The sequence below is a fragment of the Streptomyces deserti genome, from assembly GCF_054782695.1.
In genome coordinates, this window is sequence record NZ_BAAGRZ010000023.1 from 15,489 (window position 1) to 34,384 (window position 18,896).

Here is an 18,896-nt window from a genome sequence, read left to right on the forward strand (position 1 = left end):
TCGTGTGATGTCGCGTCACGGTTGCCCTTCGCCGCAGGTCAGGGCGCGTGCTCCAGCGACATCACGCGGCGAAACTCAGTAACCGCAGTGGGGGCAGACCGCCCCTGGCGACCCGCTGCGGGCTCGGGCAGTAGGGGGAGGCTCAGAAGTCATCGAGCGGTCGGCGGACGGCGAGTCGCTCGATGCGCGCAGCCAACCTTCTGCTCGTCAGGCCGCGTGCGAGGTCCGCTGCGCGCTGTGCTTGCGCAGCATGCTCCGAGAAGTCTCCCTGGAGGCGCGCGAGTTCGGCAGAGGTGATCAGAAGTTCCACGTTGTCCCGCATGCGGTCACTCGGCATATCCATGGCCGCCTTCAATGCCTGCGCACCCGGCTCGACCAAGCCCGCCACGGCGAAGGCCCACGCTGCCTGCCCCTCAAGTTCGTGCTCGTCGAACCAGGCCAGCCACGGCGGGTCGGTCCTGGGACCGGCCCGGCCGAACGACTCCCGCGCCCGCGCCACCGCGTCCAGGGTCTGGTCCGCGTCTCCGTTGAACGCCCACGCCCGCGCCTCGGTGATGGCGGCATACGACCGCACCAGCGCCGGCGCCCCGTCGCATGCGAGGACGGCGCTGCGTGCATGAGTCAGCACCTCCCGCCGATCCCCCTGGGCGGCGGCGAGCCGAGCCTGATGGATGTGCACCCGCGCGATGCGAGCACGATCACCATTGGCCTGGGCGAGTCTCATCGCCTGCAGGTCGTACCGCTGGGCGAGGCCGGGCAACTGGTCGTCGTACGCCATGCTCGCCATCGCGAGCACGGCATCCGTCACGCTGCCGTAGAGCCGCCGACCCAGCCGGGCAGTGAAGGAGCCGCGAAGAAGCGGGACGGCCTGAGCTGACAGGAACGCGGCGAAGACGCTGCGGAACCGCCCCCCTCCATGCCTGGCGTCCAACCGCCCGTAGAGCGCGGTTTGGTCATCGAGAAGTTCGATGTCGGCGACAGAGACTCTGGAGCCGCCACGCCCGGACAGATCCGCATCGGGCGGCATCACGAGGGCCTCACGTGATGCCGCCCCGAACACACCCGCGAAAAAGGTCTTCTTGACCAGGCGCCGATCGCGCCTGGCGTCAAGATCCCAGAGCTTGGCCAGCACCCGGACCGCGTGCGCCACGTCCAGGTATTCGAGGGACTCGACGGCGATGTCGGGACTGTGTGCCGGCCAGCCGAGGCTCTCCGGCCTGACGGGCTGACGAAGAGCGGCGGACAGGACGTAACAGGCTGCCGTCGCGAGCGGAGGGCTCGGGACGGTCTTATTCGCGCACCATCGGGAAACGGTCCCCGGGTTGCCGGTGTAGTCGATCCCCGCGGCCTGGCAGTACTGGTGCACCCGGCTGGCGAAGCCGCGTACAGACCAATCGAGTTGCTCAAGCAACTTCCACAGCGCCTCATTCCGGCTATGACCATTACCGGATTCAGAGCGTGCCATCACACCACCCTTCGCTGCTGCATGTGCCTGGAGATATGCGAATCAGCGGATTGCGGCCGCAGACATTGGAGGCGTGTCACCTCCTTCAACGTCATGCGAATCGAAGCCCGCGCACGGGAAGGCAAGGCGGCCTAGTTGACCAGGGCCCAGGAGCCAGAGGCGGAAAGCCGTGACGCAGGGCTGCCGGGGACGTGACAGCACGATGAGCTTCCTGCTCGGTGGACGGGTGTCACGCAGCACCAGCCAAGGTGGTGAGTACGACCGTGTCGGTTGTGGTGCTCGCCTGGTTGGGCGGGGCTGCGAGGCGTTGGCGGAGGGTTGCCAGTGCGGTGGAGGCGGGCGGGAGACCCAGGTTCGCTCGGCGTGCGTCGAGAGTGGAGGGCTCGCGGACGGGACACTGTTCCAACCCATCGGGGTGGGCGCAGTACTGCGTTCCGAAGTCCTGCGGCTGCCCGCTGTTGATCAGGGCGCGATCGTGGAGGTGGGCCCACTGCAAGACGGGGGCGTCGTCCGCCTGGACCGCCTGGTGCAGCAGGCGGGTGGCTGCCCGTTGGAGGTCGGGTTCGTCGTCGGCGTGCAGCGCGAGCTGCCAGGCAGCGCGGCAGGCGTCGGGGCCGACGAGACGGTGACCAGGCCAGCCGTGATCGGCCAGGATGCGTCGAAGAACCTTGGCGTTGACATGGTCGGCGTGTCTTCCCTGGCCGAGCTGGATTTGGCTCAGTTCGTTGCGGACGAGCCGTGCCCAGCGTTCGGTCGCCTGCTCGACACGGGCGAGCAGGTCGCGGGCGAGGTCGGGGCGGCGCGGGGGTGCGGTGGTCACGAAGCGCTCCGGTCGGTGCCTGGAGGAAGGGGGATGGTGCAGCGGATGAGGTGCGTGAGGCCGTGGCGAGGTTCGGCGTGCAGCTCAAGTCGGGCGACTTGCTCGCGGGTAGTGCCGGGCCCGGTTCCGCGGATCTCCCATCCCATGTGCTGCAGCCGGTTGAGAAAGCGTGCGATCGGGTCCACGCTGAGGTCGTGCCGGGCCAGGGCCTCAGCGCGGACGTGCGGCAGGCCGAGGCGGGCTGCATGGTCGGAGGCCCACAGGGTGATCAGCCGGACCACGTCGTCCGAGCGCCCGGGGAGGGTGTGGACGTGGCCGACGAACAGGCTTGGGCCAGCTCCGGAGGTGCCCCAATGCGTGAGGTCTGGTTGCCGGTCGAGGATCAGGCAGCCGAGCAGGATGTCGTCCTCGAACAGGCCAGCAGCCTCGTGCTGGTTGTCGCGGAAGAGAGCCGGGATGTCACCGCGGGCGGGGACGGGCAGGCCCCGTCGTGCGAGCCAGCCGAGGCGGTCTTCGACGAGGGCACTGGCCTCTGCTCGCACGGCGTCGGTGCACAACGGCCGCATCTCGTACGCGTAGCCCGTGGGCGCAGAGCCGAGCGGGGTGTCCCGCCCGGGCGCGTGCTGCATTCCAGCGGTGCTCATCGGCCCGCTCCGGTCGCCGCTTTGGCGCTCTGACCGGTCCCCAGCAGGTTCCAGGTGTGTGCCAGGACGATGAGCTGGGTGGCGTCGGCAGCGCCGGTCTTGTCGAGCAGCTCGTCGCGTGCGGAGTGGAAGTCGGCGGGGACGATGCCGGCCGCGAACGCAATGTCGAAGGGCTTGCTCTGCTCGGCGATCGCTTGAAGCAGTCGCTGCTCCGCCGGACTGAGAGTCGGAGCCGACTTGTCCGTGGCGGGAGGGGTTACCTCTCCAGAGTTCAGCAGGGCGTGCACGAGGACGGGGAGCGGACAGCGCGGCGGGCAGTGGAACCTACCGCGCATGCTGCCGAGGTAGGAGTGAGTCGTATTGAGGGACAGCTGTGCTGCGGCAGCGATCTCGCGAGCCGTGAGACCAAGCACGAGGTGCTCGGCGACGCGCCGCTCGGCCGGGGTGAGTCGTGTGGTCGAGGCAGGGCTGGTCATGGTTGTCTTCCTGGTCAGTGTGTGATCAGCGGCTGTCCGGCCGCAGGCGCACGGGCAGGGACACGTGTCCGTTGCTGATCAAGGTGGGCAGCGGCTGCAGCTCTTCGGCGGGAACGGCGAGGCAGATCTTGGGGAACCGATCGAAGAGCATGCGCAGGGCCGTGGCGACTTCGAGGCGGGCGAGTGGGGCGCCAAGACAGAAGTGGACACCGTGGCCGAAGGCCAGGTGGTCCTTCGTTGGGCGGGTGGCGTCGAAGCGGTTGGCGGACTCACCGTGCCAGTCGGGGTGGCGGTTGGCGGCGGCGTAGGAAGCGAGGATCGCGTCGCCCTGGGCGATGGTCTGGCCGTCGGGGAGGGGGATGTCCGTGACGGCGTAGCGCAGGGGCAGGTGCTTTACGGCCGGCTCGTACCGCAGGGTTTCCTCTACGACGTCGCTCCAGTCGGCGCGGCCGGCGCGGAGATGGCCGAGCTGTTCGGGGTCTGTGAGCAGGGCGGTGATCGCCTGGTCGATGACGTTGACCGTGGTCTCGTACCCGGCACTGATCATCAGCAGGAGCGTGTCGCGCAGTTCTCCGTTGGTGAAGCCGCGTCCGTCGCCTTCGTCGTCACGGGCGGCGATGAGGAGCGACGTCAGGTCCTCGCCAGGTTTGGCGCGTTTGGCTTCGATCAGCTGGTCAAGCGCCTCGTACAGAGCGCTCGTGTTCGCCGCAGCCTGCTCGGTTGTGAGGGTGGTGCTGAACACGCCGTCGACCACTGTGCGGAAGCCCTTGCGCTGGCCTTGCGGGACGCCCATGAGTTGGCCGATCACAGCGATCGGTAGCGGGTAGGCCAGGTGTTCACGCAAGTCCACGCTCTCTGCGGCAGACCGGGCGTCGAGGTCGTCAAGGATTCCGTTGATGATCGCTTCCAAGGCCGGTTGCATGGCCTGGATGCGGCGGGCGCTGAACGCTGGCGCGACCATCCGGCGGAGCCTGCGGTGGTCGCTGCCGTGGGCGGTGAACATGTTGTTTACGGCGATCCACAGGGCGAGGGGCCAGGTGGGGACGGTGTCGGAGAAGGCAGGCCAGTGGGCGCGGCCGTCCTTGGAAACGTGGGGGCTGGTGAGGAGCTGCTTGAGCAGCGTGGGATCGGTGACTGACCAGGCGGTCACACCGAGGATGTCCACCGGGGTGGCCGGGCCGCGGGCGCGCAGCGCCTGGTGCTCGGCGTGGTGATCGGAGCCGGTGGGGTCGAGGACGATTATCTGCTGCTCGGACATGAGGGCTCCTTCAGCGGGAGGCGGGGAACAGGACAGGAAGGGCTTCCAGCGCGCGGTGGAATGGGCCGGGGCGCCAGCGCAGCTCGTCGGCCGGGGCGGCGAGGTCTATCTCCGGCAAGGCGTCGAGGAGGTAGGTGATGGCGGTCTCGGCGATGAGGTAGGCGTGGGAGCGGGCCGGGCAGGTGTGAGGGCCGGTGCTCCAGGCCAGATGCGCGCGGTTGCCGATGAGGCTGCCTGTCGAGATGCCGCGGGTGAGTTCGGGGTCGTTGTTGCAGGCCGTCATGGAGATCACCACCGGCTGGTGGGCCGGGAGTAGCTCGCCGTCGACGTCGACCGGGTAGGGCGGGTAGGTGATGCAGTAGTTCGCCAGCGGCGGGTCGGTGTACAGCACGGTGTCGAGGGCGTCACGGACGGTGGACTGGGCGGCGTGCAGGCCGGCGGCGAACGCGGCGTCGGTGAGGATCTTCAGGATCGTGTTGCTGATGAGGTTGGTCAGGGGCTCGATGCCGGCGCCGTAGAGGGTGACGAGCTGATGGGCCATCTCCTCGTCGTTGAGGTGGGCGGGGTGCGCGAGCAGGCGGGAGGTGACGTCGTCGCCGGGCTGCTGCTGGCGCAGGGCGACGAGGTCGGCGACGGCCTGGCCGAGGATCTGGTTGCCGCGAGCGGCCTCGGCGGCCTCGGCTTCGAAGATCTTGGCCATGCCGTCGGCGATGCGCGAGCCGATCTCGTCGGGGCAGCCCAGCAGTGCGCTCAGGACTCGGAAGGCGATCGGCCACGCGTACTGACGCAGGAGGTCCGCGCGGCCGACAGCGCGGAAGTCACCGATGGCGCTGGAGGCGATCTTTTCGACGAGGGCGCGCAGCTCGTGCTGGTCGACGGCGTCGAGGCTGGCGGTGTTGGCCGCCCGGTAGCGGGCGTGCTCGGCTCCGGCGGAGCGCAGGGCGTTGGGGCGCCACTCCATCATCGGCCGCACCGGGCAGGATGGAGGGACGTGCTGCTGCCATACGCGCGGGTCGGCGGGGAAGCGGAGCGGGTCGTTGAGGATCTGGCGGGCCTGCTGGTAGCCGATCACCAGTGTTGCCGGGATGCCGGGGGACAGCTCGACGGGCACCAGGGCGCCATGGGTGCGCCGCATGCGCTCATAGGCGGCGTGCGGGTCGGCGGCGAACTCCAGCTCGTACAGGGCGATCCGGTCCGGTGAGGCCGCTGGACCGGGATTGGGCGGGGTCATCGCAGGGGCTCCAGTGGGGTGGTGGTGCGACGCGCCATGAGGTACTCGGTGAGGGTGATCAAGGCGTGCACGCAGGCGGTGCGTTCGCGGGCGTCACACGTGGTCAGGGGGGTCGTCGGATCGAGAGCGAGCGCCTCGCGCAGCTCGGCGCTGTCATAAATGGGAGCGTCGGGGAAGGTATTGATGGCGACGGCGTACGGAATGACTCTGTCTTCCAGGAGGCTCAGGGCGCCGTGACAGGCATCGAGGTCGCGGGTGTCGGCGAGGACGAGGCAGCCGAGCGCGCCTTCGGTGAGGTCCTCCCACAGGGGCTGGAAGCGGATCTGGCCGGGCAGTCCGAACAGGTAGAGGGCGAGGCGGCCCCCGGCCATGTGGATGCGACCAAAATCCATGGCCACGGTCGTGGTCGTCTTTTCCGGAGTGCCGCGCAGATCGTCCACCCCGACGCTGTCGGCGGTGATGGGCTCCTCCATCCGCAGCGGCGTCACTTCCGACACGCTGCCGATGAAGGTGGTCTTGCCCACGCCGAAGCCGCCGGCGACCACGATCTTGGCGGACTGGGTCACCGTGACCGGCACGTAGGTGACGGGCGGGTCAGACCATGGCGCGCAGTCCATCAAGCACCTCCTGCAGCAATGTGAGGTCGGGCTGGTCATCGGTGGCGGCGACCGGGATGGTCAGGTGACCGCTGTCCACAAGCCCGGAGACGAGAATCCGCGCCGTCGAGGGCGGCAATTCCAGCGCGGCGGCAATATCGGCCACAGCCAGGCCGCCACGGCCGGAGGAGAACAGGCCCATCACCCGGCGGGCATCCGGCCCCAGGGCGGTGGTGGGGCCGGTCGCGGCGATGACCACGCTCTCCAGGCGCACATCCCGACGGGGGCGGACCTGCCCGCCGGTGCGGACGTAGGGCCTGACCATGTCGGGGTCACGCCGCGGCCCGGTCATGCCGGCGAGCCGCTTTCCAGGCTGGGACGGCGTTCGGCGGTGCCCAGCTGCTCGCCCAGCCGGACGGCCAGCTGCGCCATGTGATGGCTGATCAGACCGATGTCCGCGTGGGGACCGGTGGTGCAGACCGACAGCATGGTGTTGTCCCCGGCCGTCGTGGTCAGGCCGAAGCAGCCACCCGACTCGATCAGCACCTGGCGCATGCCCTGGCCGTGGGTGAAGTCGTCCCATGCCTTGCCTGCGGCCCGCAGCGCGGCGGTCAGAGCGGCGAACTTCTCCCCGTCTGTCTGGCTGATGGTCTCGGTGCGGGCCTTCAGCAGCCCGTCGCTGCTCATCAGGACGGCGTAGCGGACGCCTTCGACAGAGCCAATCTGCTCGTCGAGCAGCCATCCCAGTTCGTTGGAGTGTGTGTCGCGCATGATTAATTTCCTTGGTCAGTACGAGATGCGCTCTGGCTGTCTCGGCCTCGCCGTGTGCCTTCCACCCAGGCGGCGGCCACGGCGGGGCTGCCCGGTTCCACGGGGTTGGCAACCCGAGCGCGGGTGGCAGGGGCAGGGCGGGCGGTGCGCCGGCGGACGGTGAGTCCGCTTCCTGTGGTCGTCGGCGCCGCGAGAACTTCCGCCTGTGGCTCAGCAGCGGCTGCCTCGGCCCACACGGGGGCTGGCGCTGTCGGCACGGGTGCGGTCAGCAAGGTCGGCGGCAGGACGATCACCGCTCGTGTGCCCTGGTAGAGGCTGGGCGTGGTGAACTCGACGTGGAAGCCGTAATTCTCGGCGAGCAGGGATGCCACACGCAGGCCGGTTTGTGGATAGGCGCCGAGCTGTGTGATGTCGTCGCGGTGCTTGCCGGACATCACATCGCGGGCCCAGTTCAGCCGCTCGTCCTCCATGCGCAGGCCAGCGTCGTCCACGGCCAGGAAGGTGGCTCGGTGGCCTTGCTCCAGCGAGACATGCACAGGGGCGGCCGGTGGCGAGTAGCGCAGAGCGTTGTCCAGCAGGACGGCCAGAGTGTGTACCAGGGCTTCCACCGCACGGCCTTCCACAGCGACGCTGTCCATCTCGGGGTGCTTGACGCGCTCATAGCCTTCGACCCGGCCCATCGCGGCGCGCACAATGTCGGTCAGAGTGGTGGTCGGCCAGCGACGCGACAGCTTGTCACCCGCGAGCACGGCGTATCCCGAAGCGGTCAGCAGCATCTGCTGGGCCAGGTGATCGATCTCGACCAGCGTCCCGTACGCCTCATCCGACACATGTCGGCGCACGCCCGCGCTGATGGTCGTGCTCAACTTCGACGCCCGCTGCACCGTGTTGGATGCGAAGGCACGCACCGCAGCCCTGGCCACGTCCACCGATTCGCGCCGCGCCTGCGCGACCTGGCGTTCGGCCTCTAGACGCACCTGCGAGATCTGCTGGGTCGAGGCTGCTTGCGTCTGCTGCCCCACCTGGGCGATACAGGAGCCGAGTTGATCGGTCAGGGCGCGCAGCCGGTCTTCGAGCGGTGTGTCCACCAACTGCCACGGCAGGGCCAGTTCGACCTGATGCCCCCCACCGTTCAGCGCAGCAGCGCTCATGGCCGGAATTACGGTGTTCGTCAGGTGCCCCACGTACAGATCGGCGGAGCGCAGCTGCTGGGTGAGCTTCTGGGAGTGATCGTGAAGACGGTCGGCCCGGCGCTGTGCGTGCTGTTGCTTGTATCGAAATTGCCCTGCTGCCCAGATGCCGGCCACCGCCAGTAGCGCGGCCATGGTCAGTATCAGGTCCTTCATCGGGTCCTCGCGGAGATCGGGTCGTGGGCCGGTGTGGAGTCCTTGCGCCGCCGGGTGGTTGGAGCACCGCTTGCGTCTCGGGGCTCGTGGCCTGTCATCACAGAGGGGCTCCATTCGGGGCGGCGCCTACGAGGACAGCGGGCGAGAGCGGGCTGTCCAGAAGGAGGGCGTCGTCACGGGGTTCGACCTCGGTTGACGTGAGGGCGAGCGCGGCGCTGGTGAGGGCGAGATGGGAGAAGCCCTGGGGGAAATTGCCGAGCTGACGCCCGCGGAGCGTGTCGTACTCCTCTGCGAGTAGACCGACGTCGTTGCGCAGGGCGAGCAGGCGCTCGAAGAGACCGCGTGCCTCGTCGGCTCGGCCGATCAGGACCAGCGCTTCGACGAGCCAAAACGAACAGGCCAGGAAGGCCCCTTCGTCTCCGCTCAGCCCGTCTTCGCCCACCTGGTCGCCGCTGGTCGGGTAGCGCAGGACGAGCCCGTCGGGGGGCTGCAGTTCACGCTGGACCGCCTCCACCGTGCCGATGACACGGGAGTCGCTGGGGGGCAGGAAGCCCACCAAGGGGATCAGCAACAGAGATGCGTCCAGGGAGGCCGAACCGTAGTAGCGGGTGAAGGTGTTGCGCCGGTGGTCGAAACCCCGCTCACAGACCTCGGCGTGGATAGCATCCCGCTCCCGGCGCCAACGATCGATGTGGCGGGTATCGCCGCGCGCCTCGGCGTGCTGGATCATCCAATTAAAGGCCGCCCAGCACATGACCTTTGAGTGCACGAAGTGCTGACGGGGCCCGCGCACCTCCCAGATGCCTTCGTCTGCACTACGCCACAGACCTTCCAAGTGGCGGACCAGGTCGACCTGCAGTTCGTAGGCGTCGTCGTGGTGATCCAGTCCGGTCTGGTGCGCAACGAACAGGGTCTCGATGACCTCGCCGTACACGTCGAGCTGCAGCTGCTGGGCGGCAGCGTTGCCTGCACGCACGGGCTGCGATTTCTCGTAGCCGGGTAAGGGGAGTTTGCGCTCGGTCAGGTCGCGCTGCCCTGTAATGCTGTACATGATCTGCAGATCCTCGGGGTCTCCCGCAACGGCCCGAAGGAGCCAAGCGCGCCAGGCGGCAGCTTCCTCGCGATATCCGGTCCGCAGCAGGCAGCTCAAGGTGAGCGCCGAGTCCCGCAGCCAGCTGAAGCGGTAGTCCCAGTTGCGCTCACCGCCGATCTCCTCGGGCAGCGAAGTCGTGGGGGCGGCGACGATGGCGCCCGTCGGGGCATAGGTCAGGGCCTTCAGCGTGATCAGGGAACGGGTGACGGCCTCGCTGTAGGGACCCGTGTACGTCGAGCGGCTTGCCCAGTCGGTCCAGAACCCAAGCGTCCTAGCGAGCGACTCTTCGGGCTCGGGCCGTTGGGGCGAGCCGAGGTGGGATTCCTGCCATGTCAGCGCGAAGGCCACCGACTCGCCGGCACATACGACGAAGTCGGCTCGGCTGGTGCCGTCCTCGTCGCAGCTTGTCTCCACGTCACTGTCGAGCCAGACGGCATCCGGGCCGGCTACCGCCAACAGGCGCGTGGTGCCGAATGCCTGCCGAATACGCGTACAGCGGGCTCTGTATTGGCCGTAGTTGAAGCGCATCCGGAGTCGTGAGGTCATGCGCAGGCGTCCGGTGATGCCCCTCACGATGCGGATGAGCTGTGGCTGGCCGGCACCGTCGTTGCCGCGCGGGGGCATGAAGTCGATGACATGAGCCGTGGCACTGCCCTGGGTCCAGGCGGTCTCGGAGACCAGGGAGTCGCCCAGGTAGCGGCGAGTGCACGAGGCGGATACGTCCTGCGGGGAGATCTGCCAGGCCCCGTGCTCCTCCGAGCCGAGCAGGCTGGCGAAGACGGCGGGTGAGTCGAACCGCGGCAGACACAGCCACGAGGCGGTGCCGCCGCGATCGATGAGGCAGGCGGTCTGTTGGTCTCCCACGAGGATGTGGTCCTCGATTCGCGACACGGCGGGTCCTTCGATGTGGGGAGCGGTCAGGTGCAGATGGACGGGTATTGCCTCATTTGGCCTGTCTGAGCAGGCCGAGGTGGTGCTCGACCACCTTGCGGAGCGGAGGAAGCCCCACCGCTTGGCGGCGTTCGGCGACTTTCTCGGGGTGTTCGATGGGGTAGGGCCGCAGCAGCTTGGGATCGATCTGTGTGCCGTACTTCTGTCGGCGGCCCTGGAGAACAGCACACGCGTCGTCGACGTAAGCCAGGTGGATCGGAGGCGAGGCTGTGGCCTGCACCGCAGAGGAAATCCGCTTTCGGCAGGACGACATGAATTCGAGATCACCGGAATGCAGCAGGATCTGCAGGGCGGCGATGGAAGCCGCTTCTCCGACTGCTGCGCAGGACGGCCAACCGGAAGCCTCCACGATCTCGCGCAATACTCGCCCGTGATCGATGCGGCACCGCACAGCTGCCTCGCGCCGGTAGGCCACTCCGGGCATTTCCAGCGCTTCGCGGGTGAGACGCTCGTCCTCTGCGGCCAGGGCGAGCAGCCGATCGGCAAGGCCGGGCACCGGCCTCGGGTCCGTCGCCACCGCGTTGAGATCCGCCTGCAGCGTGGAAAGGACAGCTAGGGCCGATTCGGTGGTGCGGGGCATGGGACTCCTTTGGTGCGGTTCTGTTCCATCGGGGGAGTTAGGGGACCGGCGGCCGTGGACTTCCGATGTGCGCGGTAGCCGGGAGACAGCGCGAGGTCGCGCCGCGGCTCACCCTCGACTTCCGAGGCCAGCCGGTGACGGCGTGCACACCGTGACTGGCCTCTGTATGGAGGTCGGGGCCCACATCCATGGCCTTTGCCACAAGGTGAAGATCTATGAGTCAGTGCAGTGGCGCCTCCCACTGGCGAGCTGAGGACATGGAGTGGCTTTGGGGTGCGATCACACGGAGTAGCTGAGCACTGGAACGACGCGTCCGGCCACGGACGCCGCCGTCACGCGGTGTGCCTGCATGGTGACTAGCAAAGGGGAAGCGTCCAGGATTCGGGAAGGAAGTTAAGAGGAAGTTTGGCGGCCAAGCCTCCCCGAGCGAGCGCGAGTTAGACGGGGCGAATGCGATGCTGGGCGCATGACTGAACTGGATGGCCGCCCCGTGGACCCTGCGAGCCTGGAGAAGCTGGCGCTCGTGGGATATGGGCACTTCACGTCCATGCGTATCGACAACGGCCGGGTTCGCGGCCTCGCCCTGCACCTCGAACGCCTCGTACGAGACTGCAAGACCGTCTTCGGAGTTGACCTCGACGCCGTACTCGTCCGGGAGTACGTCCGTCAGGCGGTGAAGGACAGGACCGGATCCCTGGTCGCCCGCGTCACCGTTTTCGACCCGAAGCTCGACTTGGGCCGCCCGGCAGACAGCGGGCAGCCGAGCATCCTCGTCACGACCCGCTCCGCCGGCGCCCTGCCTCCGCCCCCACTGCGCGTACAGCCCGTGCAGTACGAGCGAGACCTCCCTCTCGTCAAGCACGTTGGCCTCTTCGGCGCGCTTCATGCTCGTCGCCAGGCCCAACTGGGCGGAGCCGACGACGCTCTCTTTCACAACGCCGACGGCTTCATCTCCGAGGGCGGCACATGGAACGTCGCCTTCATCCGCAACGGTCAGGTGGTCTGGCCTGACGCTGACGTGCTGCCGGGCGTCACCATGGCCCTGCTGCAGCAGAGTGGCCATGACCACATCACTGCCCCCATCCCCCTTGAGACGGCCCGTGGGGCAGAAGCTGCCTTCGCGGCCAATACAAGCATCGGCGCTCGCGCCATCGCGGCGATCGGTGGCACAGAACTCGACATCGATCACCCTCTCTTGCGTGAGCTGCAGGAGGCATACCTGGCCACCGAGGGCGAAGTGCTGTAGGAGCGCCGCATGGCTGTGGTGAGATGGACTGGCCGCGAGACCAAGGCGCTGAGGCAAGCTATGCGCCTCGACCAGAAGGAGTTCGCCGGACGGATTCCCGTCAGTGACCGTATGGTGCGTTATTGGGAGGCCGGGGGCGAAGGTGTTGAACCACGCCCTGCGAAGCAGGCGGCACTGGACACGCTCCTGGCCCGGGCGGGCGCAGAGACCCAAGAGCGCTTCGCCCTGCTCATCACAGCCAGAGCTGCCCAGGAGCCAGATGCGCGCACTGAGCAGCTTCTGACGCGCCAAAGCACGTACTTCGAACACCCCGGCGACGGTCGGCCCATGGTCCGCGTCGAGGAGGGCATTTACCTTTCCGGGGCCGATGGCAAGCCGGTCTGGGTGGAAGAATTCCTTATCGACGTTTACCCCGTGACGAACCGGGACTATGCCGCTTTCGTCGCTGCGACCGGCCACCCTGCCCCCAGCCACTGGACCGACGGGCGCTTCCCAACAGCGCTCGTCGACCACCCCGTAGTGTGGGTCACCTGGAACGACGCACGCGACTACGCCATTTGGGCGGGCAAGGACCTGCCCAGCGTTGCCCAATGGGAGAAGGCCGCCCGAGGCCCGAAAGGTCGCATCTACCCCTGGGGCGACGCTCCGACGGCTGCGAAATGCAACGTCCTGGAGTCCGAGATCGGCTCCACAACACCCGTGGACCGCTACCAGTCCGGGGTCAGCCCCTACGGAGTCTTCGACATGTGCGGTAACACCTGGGAGTGGCTCGCTGACGAAGCTGGTCCTGGGCGCAGGGAACTTCGTGGCAGCGCGTACACGAGTCCCTTCAGCCGAGCAGCACCGCATCTGGCGAACTCCGCAAACGTGCGCATGGCCGACAATGACACGGGTTTTCGAACGGCGAGTGCAAGCTGATCTTTCGTGCCCGAAGAGCGAACTGGTGCAGCGCGTATCCGCCGGTACGGACCAGTAGGCGTGACCCTCATATGGCCGGCTCCACTGTGGCGCTGCCACGTCGAGATAGCAGCTCGACCCGAGATCCTCCACGCCATCGACGGCACGGCCGTTCCACCACTCCAGTCGCGGGGCGCCTGCCGGGACGAGTGCGTAGTGCCGACGAGGGTGGGCGTCCATGCACACGGGACCGTCCAGTGCTGCAGCGAGACAGGCGTCGACCTCACCGGGATCACCGCCGCCGACGGCTGCGTGGACAAGGTCGGCGGGGAACCGGACGGCAGCGTAGATGCCGCCGCATCTCAGGAGTGCGACCCGACCCTCAGCCCACTCGATGCGGGCCTGCTTCCGGTCGTCGGCAGTGGCGAGGAGACAGTGACCAGACGCCAACTCCCGTTCGTGCCGGGTGTGCACCATAACCCCCGACGACGAGGGGGTGTGGGGCGCGGTGCTGGCCGGTTCACCCGAGACGTGCCCGCTGGGCGTCCTCGGGCCAGTCACGACGCCCTCCGCTCCTGCGAGCTCTCGCTCGTGTCCTCGGCGATGAGGAAGTTCGCCCACACGTCTTTGCCGCCCTTGATCGGGGAGCAGCCGAAGTCGTCGGCGAAGGCGATGACGAGGGGCAGGCCTCGGCCGCGCTCGGCGTCAGCATCTGATTGGGCGGGTTTGGGCAATGCCGGCTCGAAGTCGCGCACGCAGACGTTCAGCGCTCCTGGCAGGCGCGTGACCGTGAGCCGCGCATTCCTCGCCCCGGTACGCGCGTCGGGTGGTACGTGTCGCAGGACGTTGGTCAGCAGCTCCGAGACCGCCAACGTCGCGTCGTCGAGCAGACCGGCCAAGCCCCACAGCATCAGATGGGCTCGCACGATGGTCCGGACGATGGGCACGGCCTCGCAGGTGACGTCGAGGTCTATCTCCAGATGTCCCGGCTTGCTGTGCGTCGTAGCGCGCACGCCGGTTGCTGGCGCAGCGGGCAGTTCCAAGAGGTCGGCCATCACAGATCCACTTCGGTCTGGCGGAATCCTCACCAATGAGGCTTGACTGCGGTGTGTACTGGTGTGGAACCGGTCGGCAACTATTCAGTCAGGCCGCGAGACCCGCGTGCAGATCCGGATGCGGAGAGCTGAGATATCCGCATCACGACCCAGGGACCGAGATGCCGCAGCCAGAGAAAGTGCTCAACCCAGACGGCTCACCCCAGGAATGGTTCGGTGCCGAACTGCGGTACTGGCGCAAGCGACGCGCGGGGCTGAGCGCCGCGCAGTTAGGGCCGATGGTGCAGGTCAGCCCGGATGTGATCTCCAAGATTGAGAAGGGCCAGTACAAGTGCCGGCGGGACCTCGCCGAGAGGCTCGACGCGGTTTTGGAGACCGGCGGAGTGCTGACGCGTGCCTGGGGGATGGTGTTCGGCGATGCGGATAAAAGGCGGCGTGATGCGGACAGTGCCCGCAGGGGGCAGGTGGAGGGGACCATTCAGGTCCACCAAGGCCGCATGCTGGGCAGAGACACCCCAGCCCCGCTACCGGAGAGCCTTCCGCCAGTGGACCGACGAGCCTTCCTGGCTGCCACCAGCCTGGCCGCCTTCGCCCCGATAGACCTCGCCCGACTCGTAGCCCCGACTGCATCGCCCGAACTCCCCAAACACATTCGCCCTACGGAGCTCGATCAGCTGCGCCTTGTCGCCGACTCCATCCACCGCTGGGACAATGCCCAAGGCGGCGGCGGCCTGGTCGGTGACTTCGCGAGTCGCTCGATGGAATGGGCCGTGAGGCTGCTCTCCGTCGATTGCCCGGAGCAGCTACGCCCAGAGCTCCTTGGCAGTGTGGCCCGGTTGGGCATCGTGGTCGGCGCGACGCACTTCGATGCCTACGCCCACGACGAGGCCCGCGTCGCGTTCAAGATCTCGTCAGAATGTGCAGAGGAGGCCGGTGACTGGTGGCTGCGGGCTAAGACGTTCTCCTTTCTCTCTCGCCAAGCGACGTGGCTCGGTGATCCGGACGAGGGCCTCACGTATGCCGAAAAGGGCCTCGTCCGTTCCGACCGGCTCACTCCCACGATCCAGGCCATGCTGCACAGCGCCCGAGCTCGCGCCTTTGGGAAGATGCACGACGTACAAGGAACATTGGCGGCAGTCGGCGCGGCCGACGACGCCTTCGCCCGTTCAAACCCCGCTGAAGATCCGCAGTGGATGCGTTACTACGACGAGGCGCAGCACCATGGCGACACGGCCCATGCAATGTTCGACCTTGCCATCCACAAGGACCAGGACCCCGGACGGGCCGCTCAACGATTCGCAACTGCGGTCGCCGGGCACAGCGACGACTACGCTCGCTCGCGAGGGATCTCACGCACGAAGCTGGCGTCACTGATCATGGCAAAGGGAGACCCGATGCAGGCCATCGCGATCGGCCACCAGGCCCTCGACGACGTCGGCCGACTCACCTCGCGCAGGGCAGCCGACGACCTCAAGGAGCTCCGCCGATTCGCCGGTCATCACCGCACATTGGAAGAGGCGGCACACCTGCGCCAGCGGATCGCGACTACCTTGCAGGCATGACGATCTCGGCTGTCCCCGCCCGTGCCGTACTGGAAGAAGCCTGCGCCCTTGCAGGCTTCGACTCGACCAGCGCCGAGCCCGTTCGCCTCGCCGAGAACGAGATCTGGCGCCTCCCCGGGAAGGTGATCGTCCGCATCGCGCGCGCTGGCCAGTGGAAGGCGGCCGTACGTGAGGTCCGGGTGGCCCACTGGCTCGCCGAGAGCGGGGTGCCAGCTGTCCGAGCGCTGCAGGTCGAGCAGCCGGTTGAGGCCACGGGCCGCCCGGTTACATTCTGGGTAGAACTCCCGCCGCACGAGATCGGCACCGTCCGGGACGTCGTCACCCTGCTGAAGCAGCTCCACCCTTTGCCCGTGCCGGACTTCCCGCTCGACAGACTCGACCCGTTCGTAAGGGTCGCCGAGCGGATCCGGGCGTCGACGTCCCTGTCCGAGGATGATCGCGAGTGGCTGCGGCATCGGCATGCGGAACTCCGCGAGTGGTGGGGACACCGGCCCGTGGGCCTGCCTGACTGCGTCGTGCATGGTGACGCGTGGGTCGGCAACGTCGCCCGCACGGCAGCCCGGCCGTTACTCATGGACTTCGAGCGGGTCTCCATCGGACCACCGGAATGGGATCTCGTCTCTACGGCAGTCAAGATGACGACGACCGGCGCGGTCACCGAGGCCGAGTACGCCGAGTTTTGCGAGGCATATGGAACGGATGTCACCGAGTGGGAGGGGTACGAACTCCTTGCCGGGGCTCGCGAGTTGCGCATGGCCACGTACGCGGCCCAGCACGCTGCCACGCGTCCCGAGTGGCGGGCGGAGGCTCAGTACCGTGTCGACTGCCTGCGCGGCCGTGCAGAACCGCGACCTTGGCACTGGAAAGGGATCATGTAGTGCCGTGCCGCTTCGTCCACGTCACGGCCATCGGCAGCGCCGTGTCACGAGTCGTACGCCCAGGCCGCCCGGCCGGTCTGCCGGTACTGCTCGCCGAGGATGGGATCGCCCTCGACCCCTGCCCGCCGGGCCCGCGAACCGTTGCGAACGGGCAGCCGAACTGCACGAGGAGAGGGGTTGCACGGGGCAGCGGCTTGGACGTGACGACCCGAAGCGGCCAGCCAGCAGTGGCGACCGATAGAAGGACGTCGTGATGCCATCGAACGCTTGAGCCAGATGCGACGCGGTCGTAGAGGCCTCCGCGCACGTCCGGGAATCACCGCGGCGTTGGCCAGACCAATGGTCGAGAGGGACGTCAGGCTGTAGCAGCGAATGTCGCTTCCAGGAGAGCGGCAATCTCCCGATCGAACCCCTCAGGTGTCGGCACCAACTGCGTCCCCAAGGCCGCCTTCGACAGGCCAAAGTACGCCTCTACGTGCACCGTCGGCGTTCCGTCCTGCACTACGGCCGCGATTGCCGCTCGGCGTAGATCATGTGTGCGCACATTGAGGCCAGCGTTACGCATCCTCCCCTGAAACAGCCGCGAGAGGAGATACGAGTTTCCGGCCGACTTCAACCCAAGAAGCAACGGTTCATCCAACTCTGCCTCCTCCGCTTCAAGGCAGGCATCCACGGCAGCCGCAGCCGTCGCCGCTACGCGAATGGTCCGAGCCTGCCTCCGCTGCCGTATCGTCACTCGGGGGTCCATCCCCGACGACCAGTCGCCCACAAGCAGGCCCGTCGCCTCGTCCCGCCGCAGGCCGGCCAACAGCAATAGAGAGGTTCCTGCATATAGCAGTTGGTCGTTTCGGGTGGCATCCAAGGCGGCTCGCGCCACGGATACAGGCAGGAGGGGCTTCTGCCCCACAGTCCTCGTCGTCATGGCGCGACCGTATCCTGCAGGCGTCGATGTGCGACGATGAATCCAAGCTCTGTGTCTTTCAGAACGCGTGCCCTTCTTGGCGCCCCCGCGGAACTGCTGAGCTCCCGTCCGCAGACCCAGGATCTATCGGGGTGCGGCCCGAAGCTCACCGCAATTCGTCTACATAACGGTCCGTTCCTGGGGTTGTCGGTATGAACGGTGCGACGAACTCCACGTTGCCCAGCCCCATGGCCGCAACTGCTGTGTCCAGGCCAGTGAAGTGATCCTGCCAGACGTCGCGGGGGTTGTGCTGGAGGAACCACAGTAGCGTCAGTCGGGTTCCGACCCCCTCGACCGGCTTGACGTAAGCCATTCGGTCCAATGGCAGGGCTATAGGCATAAAGACGGTCACCATGGCTGCGGGCGAGCCCGCCAGCCGTTCCGGGAGGTGGTCCTCGAACAGCCACGCGGTTAGGTCCTCGCGCTGATTGAGGGAGCTGGCGTCGATGACCTGGACAATGAGTCCGGCGTAAGGGTAGTCGAGGGCATGGATGTTACGTGGGCCGTGATCTCTATCGCGGTAGACGGTCCCCACGTGGTCCTGGAAGGCCGTGAAGATATGTGTTCGGTCCTGGAAGACGCGGTGGTCGCGGTTGAGGCGCTTGTTGATGCTGATGGTCCACCGCATGTGGTCGGCGTAGCGGCCCGCGGTGATCCAGTAAGTGGATATATAGCACCCTGCCGTGACAGGCTGCGCGACAGCAGACTTCGTGGGGTAGCGCAGTAGTTGTAGTTCGCGGGTCGCGACCCAGCGGCGACCCGCGTACATCCACGGCATCGCCATTGCGCCTGCGATGTAGTGGTCATCTTCGTACCAACGATTGTACTCGCGCTCGTGGCCAGGGTGCGGCTCGACCATGGTGATGAGTGCGTGCCCGAGGTCGGCTCCATAGGGGCCGACGGCGGCTAGTTCCGCGTACATGCGGCTTCGGGTTTCCTCAGCTTGCACTGCGTCGTCCGTCATGTATCAGGTCTAGCTGACGAAGTATCAGATTCGGAAGAGTGCTGCCACCATCGGCGAGCGGACCGCGCCCTGATCGCCCGCGGCAGTCGATCGTGCGGCGTG

At 67.4% G+C, this 18,896-nt stretch carries 19 protein-coding genes; 4 read left to right on the plus strand and 15 right to left on the minus strand.

Going from position 1 to position 18,896, the window contains the following annotated elements:
- Window positions 1–142: 142 nt before the first annotated feature.
- The 12 genes from ACYVMZ_RS28910 to ACYVMZ_RS28965 form a co-directional block, all read right to left on the minus strand.
- The gene (locus ACYVMZ_RS28910; protein WP_461084764.1) at window positions 143–1,465 is read right to left on the minus strand and encodes a transcriptional regulator; all 1,323 of its coding nucleotides are present in this window, start codon (window positions 1,463–1,465) and stop codon (window positions 143–145) included.
- A 229-nt stretch (window positions 1,466–1,694) separates the two neighbouring features.
- Window positions 1,695–2,285, minus strand: coding sequence for a DUF6624 domain-containing protein (locus ACYVMZ_RS28915; RefSeq protein ID WP_461084766.1), 591 nt, complete (start codon window positions 2,283–2,285; stop codon window positions 1,695–1,697).
- Entirely contained in the window at window positions 2,282–2,929 is a 648-nt protein-coding gene (locus tag ACYVMZ_RS28920; RefSeq protein ID WP_461084768.1) for a hypothetical protein, read from the minus strand. The genes ACYVMZ_RS28915 and ACYVMZ_RS28920 overlap by 4 nt, the downstream gene beginning before the upstream one ends.
- Window positions 2,926–3,405 carry a helix-turn-helix domain-containing protein gene (locus tag ACYVMZ_RS28925; protein WP_461084770.1) on the minus strand — a complete coding sequence of 160 codons (480 nt, stop codon included), beginning with the start codon at window positions 3,403–3,405 and terminating at the stop codon, window positions 2,926–2,928. Before ACYVMZ_RS28925 ends, ACYVMZ_RS28920 begins: the two co-directional genes overlap by 4 nt.
- A 25-nt stretch (window positions 3,406–3,430) precedes the next feature.
- On the minus strand, window positions 3,431–4,663 hold the full coding sequence (locus ACYVMZ_RS28930) for a cytochrome P450 family protein (RefSeq protein ID WP_461084772.1): 1,233 nt from the start codon (window positions 4,661–4,663) through the stop codon (window positions 3,431–3,433).
- 10 nt (window positions 4,664–4,673) lie between these two features.
- Window positions 4,674–5,894 carry a cytochrome P450 gene (locus tag ACYVMZ_RS28935; protein ID WP_461084774.1) on the minus strand — a complete coding sequence of 407 codons (1,221 nt, stop codon included), beginning with the start codon at window positions 5,892–5,894 and terminating at the stop codon, window positions 4,674–4,676.
- Entirely contained in the window at window positions 5,891–6,511 is a 621-nt protein-coding gene (locus ACYVMZ_RS28940; RefSeq protein ID WP_461084939.1) for a GTP-binding protein, read from the minus strand. The genes ACYVMZ_RS28935 and ACYVMZ_RS28940 overlap by 4 nt, the downstream gene beginning before the upstream one ends.
- On the minus strand, window positions 6,489–6,842 hold the full coding sequence (locus ACYVMZ_RS28945; RefSeq protein WP_461084776.1) for a DUF742 domain-containing protein: 354 nt from the start codon (window positions 6,840–6,842) through the stop codon (window positions 6,489–6,491). Before ACYVMZ_RS28945 ends, ACYVMZ_RS28940 begins: the two co-directional genes overlap by 23 nt.
- The gene (locus tag ACYVMZ_RS28950) at window positions 6,839–7,261 is read right to left on the minus strand and encodes a roadblock/LC7 domain-containing protein (RefSeq protein ID WP_461084778.1); all 423 of its coding nucleotides are present in this window, start codon (window positions 7,259–7,261) and stop codon (window positions 6,839–6,841) included. Before ACYVMZ_RS28950 ends, ACYVMZ_RS28945 begins: the two co-directional genes overlap by 4 nt.
- A 2-nt stretch (window positions 7,262–7,263) precedes the next feature.
- Window positions 7,264–8,607, minus strand: coding sequence for an ATP-binding protein (locus ACYVMZ_RS28955; RefSeq protein WP_461084780.1), 1,344 nt, complete (start codon window positions 8,605–8,607; stop codon window positions 7,264–7,266).
- A gap of 97 nt (window positions 8,608–8,704) precedes the next feature.
- Window positions 8,705–10,591, minus strand: a complete 1,887-nt coding sequence (locus tag ACYVMZ_RS28960; protein ID WP_461084782.1) for a glycoside hydrolase family 15 protein — start codon at window positions 10,589–10,591, stop codon at window positions 8,705–8,707.
- 52 nt (window positions 10,592–10,643) lie between these two features.
- Window positions 10,644–11,231 carry a DUF6624 domain-containing protein gene (locus ACYVMZ_RS28965; RefSeq protein ID WP_461084784.1) on the minus strand — a complete coding sequence of 196 codons (588 nt, stop codon included), beginning with the start codon at window positions 11,229–11,231 and terminating at the stop codon, window positions 10,644–10,646.
- 466 nt (window positions 11,232–11,697) lie between these two features.
- Between ACYVMZ_RS28965 and ACYVMZ_RS28970 the strand changes: the two genes are divergently transcribed.
- Together ACYVMZ_RS28970 and ACYVMZ_RS28975 are read left to right on the plus strand one after the other, a co-directional pair.
- Complete coding sequence (locus tag ACYVMZ_RS28970) at window positions 11,698–12,477, plus strand: aminotransferase class IV family protein (RefSeq protein WP_461084786.1); 780 nt, start codon at window positions 11,698–11,700, stop codon at window positions 12,475–12,477.
- Window positions 12,478–12,486: 9 nt separating this feature from the next.
- Window positions 12,487–13,395 carry an SUMF1/EgtB/PvdO family nonheme iron enzyme gene (locus tag ACYVMZ_RS28975; protein WP_461084788.1) on the plus strand — a complete coding sequence of 303 codons (909 nt, stop codon included), beginning with the start codon at window positions 12,487–12,489 and terminating at the stop codon, window positions 13,393–13,395.
- 536 nt (window positions 13,396–13,931) lie between these two features.
- On the opposite strand, the gene ACYVMZ_RS28980 is transcribed toward ACYVMZ_RS28975, so the two are convergent.
- Entirely contained in the window at window positions 13,932–14,429 is a 498-nt protein-coding gene (locus tag ACYVMZ_RS28980) for an ATP-binding protein (RefSeq protein WP_461084790.1), read from the minus strand.
- Between the two features lie 161 nt (window positions 14,430–14,590).
- Between ACYVMZ_RS28980 and ACYVMZ_RS28985 the strand changes: the two genes are divergently transcribed.
- Window positions 14,591–15,991: a helix-turn-helix domain-containing protein gene (locus ACYVMZ_RS28985; RefSeq protein WP_461084792.1), complete on the plus strand. Its 1,401-nt coding sequence runs from the start codon at window positions 14,591–14,593 to the stop codon at window positions 15,989–15,991.
- Entirely contained in the window at window positions 15,988–16,869 is an 882-nt protein-coding gene (locus ACYVMZ_RS28990; protein ID WP_461084794.1) for an aminoglycoside phosphotransferase family protein, read from the plus strand. Before ACYVMZ_RS28985 ends, ACYVMZ_RS28990 begins: the two co-directional genes overlap by 4 nt.
- Before the next feature lie 355 nt (window positions 16,870–17,224).
- On the opposite strand, the gene ACYVMZ_RS28995 is transcribed toward ACYVMZ_RS28990, so the two are convergent.
- Together ACYVMZ_RS28995 and ACYVMZ_RS29000 are read right to left on the minus strand one after the other, a co-directional pair.
- Window positions 17,225–17,791 carry a hypothetical protein gene (locus ACYVMZ_RS28995; protein ID WP_461084796.1) on the minus strand — a complete coding sequence of 189 codons (567 nt, stop codon included), beginning with the start codon at window positions 17,789–17,791 and terminating at the stop codon, window positions 17,225–17,227.
- 145 nt (window positions 17,792–17,936) lie between these two features.
- Complete coding sequence (locus tag ACYVMZ_RS29000) at window positions 17,937–18,794, minus strand: hypothetical protein (protein WP_461084798.1); 858 nt, start codon at window positions 18,792–18,794, stop codon at window positions 17,937–17,939.
- Window positions 18,795–18,896: the final 102 nt, after the last annotated feature.